12 protein-coding genes are annotated in these 14,117 nt (G+C 57.9%); 8 read left to right on the top strand and 4 right to left on the bottom strand.

Translation table 11 applies throughout. From position 1 onward, the window contains the following. The first annotated feature begins 95 nt into the window (after positions 1-95). From ACG0Z5_RS11420 to ACG0Z5_RS11395, 6 genes are all read left to right on the top strand, one after another. Positions 96-2,645, top strand: coding sequence for a fimbria/pilus outer membrane usher protein (locus tag ACG0Z5_RS11420; protein WP_394447420.1), 2,550 nt, complete (start codon positions 96-98; stop codon positions 2,643-2,645). A gap of 9 nt (positions 2,646-2,654) precedes the next feature. Then, complete coding sequence (locus ACG0Z5_RS11415) at positions 2,655-3,593, top strand: fimbrial protein (protein WP_394447418.1); 939 nt, start codon at positions 2,655-2,657, stop codon at positions 3,591-3,593. A 74-nt stretch (positions 3,594-3,667) separates the two neighbouring features. Continuing rightward, complete coding sequence (locus tag ACG0Z5_RS11410) at positions 3,668-4,201, top strand: fimbrial protein (RefSeq protein ID WP_394447416.1); 534 nt, start codon at positions 3,668-3,670, stop codon at positions 4,199-4,201. Between the two features lie 108 nt (positions 4,202-4,309). After that, positions 4,310-5,263: a fimbrial protein gene (locus ACG0Z5_RS11405; protein WP_394447414.1), complete on the top strand. Its 954-nt coding sequence runs from the start codon at positions 4,310-4,312 to the stop codon at positions 5,261-5,263. A gap of 201 nt (positions 5,264-5,464) precedes the next feature. Beyond that, positions 5,465-6,106, top strand: a complete 642-nt coding sequence (locus ACG0Z5_RS11400) for a helix-turn-helix transcriptional regulator (RefSeq protein WP_394447412.1) — start codon at positions 5,465-5,467, stop codon at positions 6,104-6,106. 47 nt (positions 6,107-6,153) lie between these two features. Then, positions 6,154-7,569, top strand: a complete 1,416-nt coding sequence (locus ACG0Z5_RS11395; RefSeq protein WP_394447544.1) for a capsule assembly Wzi family protein — start codon at positions 6,154-6,156, stop codon at positions 7,567-7,569. Here the strand turns inward: ACG0Z5_RS11395 and fepC are convergent. The 3 genes from fepC to fepD are packed head-to-tail and all read right to left on the bottom strand — an operon-like array spanning position 7,561 to position 10,357. Further along, positions 7,561-8,361 (bottom strand): iron-enterobactin ABC transporter ATP-binding protein, encoded by an 801-nt coding sequence (fepC, locus tag ACG0Z5_RS11390; RefSeq protein WP_394447410.1) that lies wholly within the window; start codon positions 8,359-8,361, stop codon positions 7,561-7,563. The genes ACG0Z5_RS11395 and fepC overlap by 9 nt on opposite strands. Next, complete coding sequence (gene fepG, locus ACG0Z5_RS11385) at positions 8,358-9,350, bottom strand: iron-enterobactin ABC transporter permease (protein ID WP_394447408.1); 993 nt, start codon at positions 9,348-9,350, stop codon at positions 8,358-8,360. Before fepG ends, fepC begins: the two co-directional genes overlap by 4 nt. Continuing rightward, the gene (fepD, locus tag ACG0Z5_RS11380; protein ID WP_394447406.1) at positions 9,347-10,357 is read right to left on the bottom strand and encodes a Fe(3+)-siderophore ABC transporter permease; all 1,011 of its coding nucleotides are present in this window, start codon (positions 10,355-10,357) and stop codon (positions 9,347-9,349) included. The genes fepG and fepD overlap by 4 nt, the downstream gene beginning before the upstream one ends. A gap of 111 nt (positions 10,358-10,468) precedes the next feature. Between fepD and entS the strand changes: the two genes are divergently transcribed. Continuing rightward, positions 10,469-11,704, top strand: coding sequence for an enterobactin transporter EntS (entS, locus tag ACG0Z5_RS11375; RefSeq protein WP_394447404.1), 1,236 nt, complete (start codon positions 10,469-10,471; stop codon positions 11,702-11,704). 94 nt (positions 11,705-11,798) lie between these two features. Here the strand turns inward: entS and fepB are convergent, their stop codons facing one another. Continuing rightward, positions 11,799-12,758, bottom strand: coding sequence for a Fe2+-enterobactin ABC transporter substrate-binding protein (fepB, locus tag ACG0Z5_RS11370; RefSeq protein WP_394447402.1), 960 nt, complete (start codon positions 12,756-12,758; stop codon positions 11,799-11,801). A gap of 175 nt (positions 12,759-12,933) precedes the next feature. On the opposite strand from fepB, the gene entC reads away from it, so the two are divergent. Beyond that, positions 12,934-14,109, top strand: coding sequence for an isochorismate synthase EntC (gene entC / locus ACG0Z5_RS11365; protein ID WP_394447400.1), 1,176 nt, complete (start codon positions 12,934-12,936; stop codon positions 14,107-14,109). The last annotated feature ends 8 nt before the right edge of the window (positions 14,110-14,117 follow it).

Genomic DNA, 14,117 nt, shown 5'->3' with positions numbered 1-14,117 from the left:
AAAAACACGGCTGAAAAGCAAAAGATGTTTTATCAGGAAACCGCTTTGCGGGCAGGAGTTAATGGATGAATAGCACATTAAAAAAGGGCAGATACATGCCTTTTCCGCGAGTGAGCAAGCTCGCGTATTTGATCGCCGGGCAATTTGTGCTGATGGGGAGTTTTCCCCTCAGCGCCCTGGCGCGTGATGTCTTTAACCCGGCGCTGCTGGAAGTGGATGCGCCTCACCAGGGGATGACAGACCTCTCCGTTTTTGAGGACGGAGCGGGCCAGCCGCCGGGTTTTTATCACGTTGATATCTATCTGAACAACGATTTACAGGATACGCGCGACGTCGAATTCAGCCTGCAAAAAGACGCATCGGGTAATGAGACCCTGCAACCGTGTCTGAGCGTGGCCGAGCTCAATGAGATGGGGGTTAAAACCGAATTATTCCCGGAGCTGGGGGATAAAACCGCCAAATGCGCGAAACTGGGGGCTATTCCCCAGGCCAAAGCTGAATTCCGTTTCAGCGGCCAGCAGTTGCTGCTCAGTATTCCGCAAATGGCGGTTTCGCAGAACGCGCGAGGCTACGTGCCGGAAGCGCAATGGGATAACGGTATCCCGGCTTTTCTGCTCAATTACAGCTTTAGCGGGGCGAATAACACCGCCCGCAGCGGTAACGGACGAGACAACGACAGCCAGTATGCCAACCTGCGTCCGGGGATCAACCTTGGCCCTTGGCGGCTGCGCAACTACACCACCTGGAGCCGCGACAGCAACGGTCAGGACAAGTGGGATACGGTGTATACCTATGCTGCGCGCAGCATTATCTCGTTGAAAAGTCAGCTGGTGATGGGCGACAGCACCTCGCCGTCTGACGTCTTTGACAGCGTACCGTTTCGCGGGGCGCAGCTGGCCTCTGACGACGATATGTTGCCGGACAGCCAGAAAGGCTATGCCCCGGTGGTGCGCGGCATTGCCCGCACCAACGCTCAGGTCATCATTCGTCAGAACGGCTATATCATTTATCAGAGCTATGTGTCCCCGGGCGCATTTGAAATCAATGATATGTATCCGACCGGTGGCTCTGGCGATCTGTACGTCACCATAAAAGAAGCGGATGGCAGCGAACAAAACATGGTGGTGCCATTTGCGTCCCTGCCGGTTCTGCAACGTGAAGGCCGCGTGAAATACAGCCTGACAGGTGGGCAATATCGCGCCTATGACCACAGCGTCGATAACGCGCCTTTCGCCCAGGGCACCCTCATTTATGGCTTACCGAAAGGGTTCACCGTTTATGGGGGCAGCCAACTGGCCGATCACTACCGATCGGTGGCGCTCGGCGTGGGTAAAAACCTCGGCGACTTCGGGGCGATATCGACCGATGTTACCCAGGCCTGGTCTGACTTAAACGATCAGGGCAAAGACAACGGTCAGTCCTGGCGCGTGCGCTACAGCAAAAACATCGTCCAGACCGGCACCAACTTTGCGATTGCGGGCTATCGATACTCCACGAGCGGCTTCTATAGCCTGCCGGAGGTGATGTACACCTGGCGCGACGACAACAATAACAGCCTGTTATTACAAGAGCGTCGACGCAACCGCAGCGAGCTGACCATCAGCCAGGAGCTGGGCGGGAGTGCAGGTTCGTTATCCCTGAGCTGGGTCGGTGAGAACTACTGGAATAGCGACAGGACGATGCGTTCGATTGGGGCGGGTTATTACAACTCCTGGAACGGCGTCAGTTATGGCCTGAACTACAGCTATAACGAGAATTCCGTGACTACCGACGGAACGCAAATTGGCCGGGTATACGACCGCGATCAGGTCTTTAGCCTCAATATCAACGTGCCGTTTAGCCTGTTCCTGCCGAACACCTGGGCCAGCTACACCCTGAACACCAGCAAGAAGGGCAATACCACCCAGACTGTCGGCCTGAACGGCACCGCCCTGGAAGCCAGTAACCTGAGCTGGAGCGCCCTTGAGGGGTATGGCAGCCAGGGCGCTGGCAACAGCGGAAACCTTAACGCCGATTATCGCGGCACCTACGGGGAAGTCACCGGCGGCTATGCCTATGACAAAGATACCCAGCGCGTTAACTATGGCGTACAGGGCGGGATTCTGGTGCACGAGAACGGTGTGACCTTCGGTCAGCAAATGAATGAAACCGTTGCGCTGGTAGCCGCGCCGGGTGCCAGCGGTATCGCCGTCAGCAGCCAGCCAGGGGTGAAAACTGACTGGCGTGGTTATGCGATTGTGCCGTACGCCACGCCGTATCGCCGCAATCCGGTCCAGCTTGATCCTCAATCGCTGCCTGACGACGTGGAACTCGCACTCAATAACCAGAATGTGGTGCCTACGCGTGGCGCCGTGGTGCGGGCGAACTTTAGCGCCAGCGTCGGTCAGCGTGTATTGATGACTATCCTGCGTGCGGGTGGCGATCCGATTCCGTTTGGTGCCACGGTCACCGACCCGGCCCAGAAGCATACCCAGGCGTTTATCGTGGGTGACGGCGGGCAGGTCTATCTGACGGGTCTAAACGACAGCGGAACGCTGACGGCGAAATGGGGTAATGAAGCCTCACAGCAGTGCCGTGTGAGTTACACATTAACCAAACAGGCCGCAGATACCGGCGTCCAGACCATGACCGGGCAGTGTAAATAGGACAATGTGATGAAACACTTAAGAATAGGCGGGTTGTTGGGTGGCCTACTTTTACTGATGACACTTTGGAGTTCCATGGGCTGGGCTTGCACCCTTACCAGTGGTTCGCCCAATATCCAAATCAATATCGGTTCGCTGACGATACAGCGCGATATCCCCGTGGGGACCGTTATCTATGGTCCGGTGACGTCATCAGTTGTGTCCTATTCGTGCGGTGTTGGGCCACTATCTTATACCTATACGCCTGTAACGTATTCGACCCGGAGTTCAACGAACTACATATATGCGACCAATATTCCTGGGGTGGGGATCAGTTATTTAAATGGCACCTGGTTGCCTTATTCCTATTCCGGGACAAACGTGGTGGCCGGGACGTTCAACAATGCTGCCGCTGTGAGTCTCGTTAAAATAGGTGACATACCCGTCGGGACCAATGTGCTTAATCCTGGGGTTTTATACAATGTGACCCTGACGGGTATTTCGGGTAGCGCCGCCACGGCGACACTGTTACCCGGCACAACGGTGAACGTATTGGCCTGCTCTGTCAGCAGTAGCAATATTGCGGTGAAGCTGGATGATGTTTACACCAGCAGCCTGACGGCGATAGGCACCACGGCCAAGCCCACGGGGTTTAATCTGGGATTAAATTGCGCCGCAGGGGCGAGGGTTAATGTGACCTTCCAGGGGGTTGCAAACACCGATACCAGCGCGCCAGGTGTATTACAGCTAAGCAACGCCGGAGGGAATGGTGTGGCTAAAGGTGTCGGCATCCAAATTCTTTATAATGGTTATGCTGTGAATCTAAACGGTTCAACCCCCTTAATATTGGGGACGGCCGGTGACGGCGTGCAGTCCTACCCGTTCACCGCACAATATTATCAGACGAAAAGTACGGTCTCAGAAGGTGCTGCGAATGCGACAGCCACGATGACATTAACCTACCAGTAAAAACAGGACCGTCGAAATAAATCATCGAATTAATACTGATGATGTTTTTAAAGCCTGTTTATTAGGAAGCAATAATGGATCGAATGCGAAAGGCGCTACTATTTTCCTTCATTATCGCAGGGGGCTGCGCGAAAGGGATTGCAGGCGACCTGGTCAATATTAATGTGCAGGGCAGAGTCACCGCCACGCCATGCACGGTGGATGCTGGTTCGGTAAGTCAGACCGTCGATTTTGGCCAAATACTCGGGACCAATCTTGTTACTGCGGGCGCGGCATCAGACTGGAAATCGTTTCAGGTCAAAGTGATGAACTGTCCTGCCGCGACGGTGACGGCCATCGCCACATTTAGTGGCATACCGGATTCTTCGGATGCCGCGTTATACAGCAATGGTTCATCTCCAGGTGATGCCACCAATATTGCAATTCAGGTGGCTGAAGATGCAGACAAGAGCAGTATAAAAAGTAACGGCACTTCAATGTCAATTAACATTGATCCAGTATCACATGCGGCGATATTTCCGTTGGCGGGAAGAGTTATTACGCCTACGGGAGATGCGGGGCCGGGAAGAATCAACAGTGTGGTTCTGATGACCTTTACATATCAATAATATTCCTGCAAGCAGGCACCGTGAACAACGTAAATGAGAAAATGTATGGCTTTGGTGTTTTTAATTAAAAGGTGTCTGCTGCTATGCGGTTTGCTGGCAGGGCTGAGCATGTTGTCACCCGCGGCTTTCGCGGCGAACACCGGGTGTGTGAGTTCTCCGGCTATTCCAGGGGTGGCGACTTTAGGTTCCGTTGCCGTGGATACGACTATCCCCGTGGGGAATATTATCCCCGGCACTGAGCGATATTTTAACTTCTCGGGTAACTGTTCCGCCATCAGCGCTGTACCTCAGGGGAGTGTTATCATCACCTGTTACTATGGCTCGGGGACTGAAGTGGCGGGTATGCCCGGGGTATATAATACCGGTGTAAGCGGCATCGGTATCACCTTGATAAACTCTTCTGGTGTGCGTATTTCTGGCGGAGGCGCGAGTTGCGATACCCGAAATACACCTCTCGGCTATATCTCAAACACCAGTGCAAAAACCTATTCCATCAGCATGACGTTAGCGTTAGTCAAAACGTCACCGACGGTGGGCACCGGCACTCTGGTTCAGGCGCAAACCAAATTTGGCATCGGGATATATGCCACCGGTTATGGCCTCGGGAGCAATACCGACAGCTCGGTTTCGTATGCCGGGACTATTAATTATCGGGCTATTTCCTGCGCGGTCAGTACCCTTATCCCCGTGCCACTACCGAAAGTGCCGCGCGCGGATTTTAACGGCATTGGATCCACCGCAGGCGATAAGAATTTCACGGTGCCCGTCACCTGTAATTCGCCCGCCAACGTCAGTGCGTATATGACGTCGGCAGGGTATCTCTCGAAACCTAACGGCGTACTGGCGTTAACGAGCGCTACCGGAAATGCCGGAGGGGTCGGCATTCAGGTCATGTATAACGGCAGTCCTGTAGCCTTTGATAGTTACTTCAACGTAGGGAGTATTATCAGTGCTGGCGGAACGTTAAATATTCCCTTTGTTGCCCGTTATTATCAGGCGGCGAGTCCTGTCACGCCGGGTATCGCCAACGCCACTGCAACCATCACTATGGCCTATCAGTAATGTGCCCCTGATGAGATAGATATTATTTAAATGGAGGTTCAGATGTATGTCTTACGTTATTACCTGCCGCTGATCATTAAAACCATTATTGTCCTGACACTGTTTTGTTGCGTGGTCTGGAGCTTAATACCCGACGGCAGTACGGAATTCTAATCCAACGATATTCTCGATGACTTTTTGCATTGGCACAGGAGAGGGCAGATGTTGCAAATAGTGATAGATGATAAAAATACCTTGTACCGAAAAGGCATGGAGATTTTGCTGGAGCAGATATTTCTGCGTGAAGAGGGTGAGTTAGTGGAATTCCTGCCTCTCACCGAAGACCATGTGGCCACGGCCGACGTTATTGTCAAAAGCGTTGAACCTGGTGAAAGCTATATCTGCAACCCGGTATTACGCGATCGTAAGGCAGTCAGTCTACTCATCGGTATTTACGAAGGGGCAGGCAATCCCTATTTTGGCGAACTGCCTTTGTGTGTCAATAACATGGTATTCATCAACCGGGCCGAAAGTCTCAGCAAGACCAGGGCATTAATTGTGCGTGGCTGGGAAAATAGTGCCCTGAGTGCCAGTAAAAATATTATCCGTAACTGTCAGCGCTGCCTGCATCGGACCCTTTCGCCCCAGCAGGTTAAAGTCGCTGCTCATTTTTATTCCGGCCATAATCCGGAAGAAACCGCTCTCGATTTACAGCTCAATGTGAAAACCGTCTGCGCCCATAAACGGATGATCATGACCAAATTTAATCTTTATTCCGACTGTGAGTTATTGCACTTCCTTAATGGATTGAAAAAACAACAGCTGATGCCCAATGAATTTTCAGAGTGTCTGGCAGGGCGATAATCTTTATTTAGGCTCGGCGTATATTTCAAGGGATGAATATGAAAACTTTGGCTTTATTGCGCCGACGGACTCTCTGTCTGGCGCTGCTGGTCTGTTGCTCGCAGGCTGATGCGGGATTATTGGTTAACGATCCGCAGTTACGCGCTGATTTAGCCTGGCTGGTGGACCGCGATATTATTCAGCTTAATCTCTCCACCTGGCCGCTCAGCCAGGAAGAGGTTACACGGGCGCTTTCCAACGCCAACGCCCCACGTACGATAGCCAACCAGGAAACCCTCGCCCGCGTGCAGCGTCGCCTGGCGGAAGTAAAAGCCCCGCTACGCCTCAATGGCTGGACGCATTCCGCCAGCCCGTCGTTACCGCAGGGATTTGGCAACACTCCTACCAGCGCCCACGGGCTTGGCGCGGCGCTCGCCAGCAGCGGTGAGTTCTGGGATATCAATCTTCAGGGTCAGGCCGAAAGCCATCAGTACATCAGTGACGCCTCACATTTCAACCTCAACGGTGCGTATGCGGGTGTAAAACTGTTTAACCAGTGGCTGGCGTTTGGCGAGATCCCGCAGTGGTGGGGGCCGGGCAATGACGTCAGCACCATTCGCTCCGATGCCGCGCGCCCGGTGGTCGGTTTTATGCTGCAACGTGCAGAGCAAACCCCATTCGACACCCCCTGGCTGGCGTGGCTCGGCAGCTGGCAATATCAGCTTTCAGCCGGGCAACTGCGCCAGTATCAACGCCCGGAAGAGCCTAAGCTGATTGGCGGCAGGCTGACCGCCAGCCCGTTTACTACCCTGGACGTGGGGATGTCACGAATGCTGATGTGGGGCGGGAAAGGGCGACCCAACACCCTGGACTCGTTTGGCGATGCGCTGCTCGGCCGGGACAACACCGGCAGTCAGGACCGGGACCCGGGCGATCAGATGGCAGGCATTGATTTCCGCCTCAAACTGCTGCCGCTAACGGGCCTCCCGCTCAGCCTGTACGGGCAAATCACCGGCGACGATCAGGCGGGAATTTTGCCCTCACACAATACCTTTGTCGGCGGAGTGGAAGGGCATCAGAGCCTTAACGTCGGGCAAGTAAACTGGTATCTGGAAACGGCCGACACCCGTTCGGGCCTGAAAGACACCGGCATCATTTATTATCACTACTGCTATCACGGCGGCTATTACCAGCAGGGTGCTCCGCTGGGCGCGGCGATGGGCGGCGACGGGACGCAGTACTCAGGACGGGTGGAGCTGGTGCTGGAAAATCAGCAGCGGCTGAGCACGCGCCTGGTATGGGCGCGGGTGAATCGCACGTCGCAGCGCATTAATCAGGCGTATCCTGCATCAGCGACGATGAAAGGGATTGCGCTGGCCTGGAGCGTGCCGGTGAACGCCTGGGCCACGGTGGAGACCGGGTTCTGGAGCGGCACGGCGGATACCGGGATGTCAGCCGGATTCCGGCTCACCCCCTCACTTTGAGGTTTTCCCTAACGGCACCACCAGCGGCGTACCGGCCACCGGATCTTCAATAATCAGACTCCGCAGGCCGTAAATCCGCTCAATCAGCTCCGCGGTGACAATCTCTTTCGGCGCGCCTTCGGCCACAATGTTGCCGTCGCGCAGGGCAATCAGATGCGTGGCATAGCGGCAGGCCTGGTTGAGATCGTGCAGCACCGCCGCCAGGGTATAACCCTGCTGGCGATTGAGGTCGCTCAGCAGCTCCAGCAAATCAATTTGATGGCTGATATCCAGCCAGGTGGTCGGCTCGTCGAGCAGCATGATCGCCGTTTCCTGGGCCAGCACCATCGCAATCCACGCGCGTTGGCGCTGGCCGCCGGAGAGGGTATCCACGCTTTGATTCGCCAGTTCCACGACGCCAGTGGCCCGCATCGCCCGTTGCACCGCGTCGTCATCTTCCTGCCGCCAGCGGGCAAACAGCGGCTGGTGCGGATAGCGCCCGCGCGCCACCAGCTCCTGCACCGTGATATCGCCCGGGGTAGTGGCGTTTTGTGCCAGCAGGCCAATGCGTCGCGCGACCTCTTTACTGGCATAACGCTGGATCTGCTCCCCGTCGAGAAACACCTGGCCGTGCTGCGGAGTCATCAGGCGGCTCAAGGTGCGTAACAGGGTCGATTTCCCACAGCCGTTGGGGCCGATGATGGCGGTAAAATGTCCATCCGGAATGGCCACGTTCAGCCCCTCGGCGATGATTTTTTTACCGTAGCTGAGGGTCAGATTTTCGCCTTGCAGGCGAGCGTCAGAGTGGGTCATTTTTTACGAGACTCCTGAATAAGCAGGGCGATGAGATACAGGCCGCCAAGGCTGACGGTCACCACGCCCACTGGAAGCTGGTAAGGCATAAACAGCTGCTGTGCGCCGAAATCAGCAAGCAGAAGCAGCAATGCGCCGCACAGCGCCGACTGGGTCAATCCCCAGCGCGCGGTGCCGCTGAGGCGGCGGGCAATGTGTGGGGCCACCAGCGCAATAAAGGAGATCGGGCCCGCCAGCGCGGTCGATGCCGCCGTCAGCACCACCGCCACCAGCATCATCCATAAACGCGAACGTTCCACCCGCACGCCCAACGCGCAGGCGCTGTCGTCGCCCATTTCCAGCAGCCGCAGTCGGCGTACCAGCAGGGCGGCGAAGACCAGCATCACCAGCAGGATCGGTGCGGAAGGGAAAATTTTTGCCCACGTCAGCCCGTTCAACGATCCGGCGAACCACAGCCCGGCCGACTGTGCGGTTTCCAGTGAGGCGCGCAGCAGCAGCCAGGTGTTGAAGGCCATCAGCATGGCGCGGATCCCGATCCCGATAATAATCAGCCGGAAAGTATCGACGCCATTGCGCCACGCCAGCAGCCAGACCAGCAGCGAGGTCACAATCCCGCCCACCATCGCCGCAAACGCAATGGCGGTTTGATGCTGACCAAACAGCACCATCGCCACCAGCACGCCGCTCCATGCTCCGGTGTTGAACCCCATCACGTCAGGGCTGCCGAGTGGGTTACGCATCAAAGACTGGAAAATCGCGCCGCTGACGCCGAGTGCCGCGCCGACCAGTAGCGCCATCAGCACCCGTGGCAGACGCCATTCGGTGATCACCATTGTCACGTTCCGCGGCGCATCGCCCCACAGCGCGGCCAGCACCTGGCGTAAATCCAGCGTCACCGCTCCGCTGCGCAGGCTATACAGCGCAATGACCAGGCTTACCAGCGTCAGCAGCACGCAACTCCCTACCAGACGGCGAGACGGGGCCATCATGCGACACCTCCGCGCGACGGCTGGCGGCGCACCAGCCAGATAAGCATCGGCGCACCGATAAAGGCGCTCACCACCGAGACGCGCAGTTCACCCGGCACCAGCAGGCGACCAATAATATCGGCAAACAGCAGCAGGGCAGGGGTGGCGAGCAGGGTGACCGGCAGCGACCAGCGGTGATCGCCCCCGACCAACCCGCGAGAAATATGCGGCACCATCAGGCCGATAAACGCAATCGGCCCGACCAGCGCGGTGGCACTGCCGCTCAATACGGTGATGGTCAGCAGCCCTAATAGTTGGGTGCGCGCCACTTTATTCCCGAGCGCGGTGGCGGTATCCGCCCCAAGGCTGAGGCTGTTCAGCGAGCGGCTTAATCCGAGGGCTATCATGATGGCGATAGTGACCGGCACCAGCACCACTTTTAGCGTTTCCAGGGAGCGAATATCCAGCGACCCGGCCTGCCAGAAACGCAGCTGATCGTACACATCGGGATTCAGCAGCGCGATGCCATTGGAGAGGCCATCGAGCACCGCCCCGAGCGCCACGCCCGCCAGGGTCAGACGCACCGGGCTAAGCTGCCCGCCGCCCTGACTGCCGGTGAAGGCCACCAGCAGCGAGGCGATCAGCGCCCCGCCAAAAGCGAGCAACAGTTGCTCCTGCGGCAGCGTCAGACCGAACAGCGCCGCGCCCAGCACGATGGCAAAGCTGGCTCCGGCGTTAACGCCGAGAATGCCGGGGTCGGCAAGCGGATTGCGGGTAAGGGTTTGCATCAGTGCGCCCGCCAGACCCAGCGCGCCACCGGCCAACAGGCCAGCAAGGGTGCGAGGTAAACGGGCGTCAAGAACAATGGTGCAGTCGGGACTGCGACAGGTGCCGGACAGGGCGTCCAGCACCACGTTCAGCGGCAGCGGTTTTGCGCCAATCAGCAGGCTGAGCGCAGCTGCGGCGATCAGCAGAATGAGTAATCCGGGCACGGCGACGGTACGCAGCGTGGCGGCAGAAAACGACATAGCAACGTCCATGATGTGATAATGATAGTAATTATCGTTCTCGATCTTATTCGCCTATGTTAGCATGTGCGACCACGGAAATGGTACCGAAAGTTCGTTGAAGGCCCTGTCATGCAAAGACAATCCTGGCTGCTAAATCTCAGCCTGCTGAAGACTCACCCGGCGTTCCGCGCCGTCTTTATCGCCCGTTTTATCTCCATTCTTTCTCTCGGCCTGCTCGGCGTTGCCGTGCCGGTGCAAATCCAGACGCTGACTCACTCCACCTGGCATGTTGGGCTGGCGGTGACGTTGACCGGCGGGGCGATGTTTATCGGCCTGATGCTCGGCGGCGTGCTGGCCGACCGCTATGAACGCAAGAAGCTTATCCTGCTGGCGCGCGGCACCTGCGGGATCGGTTTTATTGGCCTGTGGCTGAATGCGCTGCTGCCGGAGCCGTCGCTGCTGGCGATTTATCTGCTCGGTATCTGGGATGGGCTGTTCGCCTCGATTGGCGTGACCGCCCTGCTGGCGGCGACGCCTGCGCTGGTTGGGCGTGAAAACCTGATGCAGGCCGGGGCGATAACCATGCTCACGGTGCGCCTCGGGTCGGTGATTTCGCCGATGGTTGGCGGCCTGCTGCTGGCGAGCGGGGGATTCTCCTGGAACTATTTACTGGCGGCGCTCGGCACCTTCATCACCACCCTGACGCTGCTGCGTCTGCCGTTGTTGCCGCCACCTCCGCAGCCGCGTGAACATCCGTTGAAATCCTTACTGACCGGCCTGCGCTTTCTGTTTAATAGCCCGTTGATTGGCGGCATTGCGCTGCTCGGCGCTCTGTTGACCATGGCCAGCGCGGTGCGGGTGCTGTATCCGGCGCTGGCGATGAGCTGGAATATGTCGGCGGCGCAGATTGGCATGTTGTATGCGGCGATCCCGCTCGGGGCGGCGTTGGGGGCGCTCACCAGCGGCAACCTGGCGCGCAGCGTTCGGCCTGGGCAAATCATGCTCCTGACGACCGTCGGTGCGTTCGTCGCCATTGGCTTGTTCAGCCTGATGCCGGTCTGGGCGCTGGGCGTGCTGTGTCTGGCGCTGTTTGGCTGGCTGAGTGCCATCAGTTCACTGCTGCAATATACCTTGATTCAGACCCAAACCCCGGAAGCGATGCTCGGGCGCATTAACGGTTTGTGGACGGCGCAGAACGTCACCGGCGATGCCATCGGCGCGGCAATATTAGGCGGCGTTGGCGCGATGCTCACCCCGGTCGCGGCGGCCTCCGCCAGCGGTTGGGCGTTGGCGATCGTTGGGCTGATTCTGGTGTTGCTGCTTGGAGAGTTGCGCCGCTTCCGCCAGGAAACGGCAGCGGTTTAATCCGGTGGAAGGTGCCCGGTGGTGGCTGCGCCCTACCGGGCCTACACCGCACATTCCGTAGGCCTGGTAAGCGAAGCGCCACCGGGCAAAGGCATCAGCCAAACAACGTTTCCAGACGCTGCAACACCCGCATCGCGCTATAGTAATCAAGGCGGAAGGTTTCGGTCCCGAGCGCATAAACGCGTTTGTTCTGCACCGCCGGCAGGTGTGACAGCAGCGGATTGGCCTCGATGGCGTTGGTATCTTTCTGGTCGCCCGCGAACACAAACAGCGATTCGCCGTTCAGGCCCGCCGCCAGGTTCTCGCCGCCCAGCTGAATAATGTCGTGGCGTTTACCCTGGCTCTGGCTGGTGTGCAGCCCGGCAGGCAGCGGGGCAAGGGTGAAACCTAACTGTTCGAGCAGTTTTCCCTGTGCGGATTCTGGGGTCCACAGGTTCGCGCTGTGGGCGGCAGCGGTGTACACCAGCGCGCTGACCGGCTGCGGCGGCAGCTTCATTTGCTTTTTAAGCGTCGCTAGCTGGGTATCAAATTCGGCGATCCGCGCGGCGGCCTGCTGTTCCTGGCCAGTGATGCTACCCAACTGAGTCAGCAGGGCCTGCCAGCTTTGCGAGTCATAGTTGATAACCAGCGTTGGGGCGATGGTCGACAGCTGATCGTACAGGGCTAACGCCGAGTCGCCGCCGGTAGCACTGATCAGAATCAGATCCGGCATCTGCGCGGCCACGGCCTCGGCATTCGGCTCGCCGATATACAGCCGCGTGAGCTTGCGCTGTTTCGCCACGTCGCTCCACTGGCGCAAAAAGCCCTGTGCATCCGCCACGCGGTTATTCGGCGTGGTGGCCCCGCTGGCAATCACCGGGGCGTCAATCGCCAGCAACGACCCGGTCAGGGTAACGCTGGTGGAGACGATGCGCAGCGGTTTGTGCTCGAGCGTGTGGCTGCCGCGACTGTCGGTCACCTGACGCGGCCAGTCGGCGGCCATGGCTGAGGTTAATCCTAAAAGGCACAGCCCGGAGATGAGCAGGGTATGACGGAAGAAAACGGGGAATTTCACGACGGCAAAGTCCTGTTTTGTTGATGTTAATGAAACTCATTTTCACTTCAAGGCATCTCAGATGCAAGTCGGATGATGCGGCGGAAGTTGACAAGGGACGCTTTTACTTTTAGCTTACCGAACCAAAATATAAATGATAATCATTATTAATATCTTTATCGTTTTGGAGGATGATATGGAAACGTCACCGGCTGAGGCCGTGCAGGAAGTCGCATCAACGCTGTCGCCCGACAACTTCTTTTTTATGTCGCCGTACCGCAGTTTCACCACCTCCGGCTGTTTTCGTCGCATCGAACAGCCCGTGGAAGGCGGTGAAGATTTAGCGGGGGCGTTCCAGCACACCCTCGCCAATGCCTTCGCGCAGGCCAAAGCCGCCGGAATTGAACGTCCGCTGCTGGTGGGCGCGATCCCGTTTGATACCACCCAGCCTTCCGCGCTGTTTATTCCGCAGCACAGCGAGGCGTTTTCCCGCACCGCCAAACAGCACTCCGCGCCTTACGCCGCCAGCATGAAACCGATGCAGGTTCAGGCGCGTCAGGAAATCCCGGAGCAGGACCTGTTCATGGCGATGGTGGCGAGCGCCGCCGAGCTGACCGCCACGCCGAAAGTCGACAAAGTGGTGCTCTCGCGGCTGATCGAGATAACAACTGATACCCACGTCGACACCGGGGCGCTCCTGGAACGGCTCATTGCCCAGAATCCGGCGAGCTTCAACTTCCACGTGCCGCTGCCCGACGGCGGAGTGCTGCTCGGTGCCAGCCCGGAACTGCTGCTGCGTAAAGACGGGGCGCATTTCAGTTCGCTGCCGCTGGCCGGTTCCGCGCGACGTCAGCCGGATAACGTGCTGGACCGGGAAGCGGGCAACCGTCTGCTGGCCTCGCAAAAAGACCGCCATGAGCATGATCTTGTCACCCAGGCGATGAAAAACGTGCTGGCCCCGCGCAGCGATGCGCTGTCGCTCCCTTCCTCACCGCAGCTGATCACCACCCCGACTTTGTGGCATCTGGCGACCCCAATTGAAGGCGAGGCAAAAGCCGGGGAGAACGCGCTGTCGCTGGCCTGCCTGCTGCATCCAACGCCAGCCCTGAGCGGCTTCCCGCACGATGTCGCCAAGCAACTGATCGCCGAGCTGGAGCCGTTTGACCGGGAGCTGTTCGGCGGGATCGTCGGCTGGTGTGATGCCGAGGGTAACGGCGAGTGGGTGGTCACCATCCGCTGCGCCAACGTCCGTGCCAACCACATTCGCCTGTTCGCGGGCGCGGGTATCGTGCCTGCCTCGTCCCCGCTGGGGGAATGGCGCGAAACCGGCGTCAAGCTGACCACCATGCTGAACGTGTTTGGCCTCAATTAAGGATTGAC

This window comes from Scandinavium sp. M-37 (genome assembly GCF_043558715.1).
GTDB classification, from domain to species: Bacteria; Pseudomonadota; Gammaproteobacteria; order Enterobacterales; family Enterobacteriaceae; genus Scandinavium; species Scandinavium vulneris_A.
This window is presented reverse-complemented; position numbering and strand designations above follow the sequence as displayed.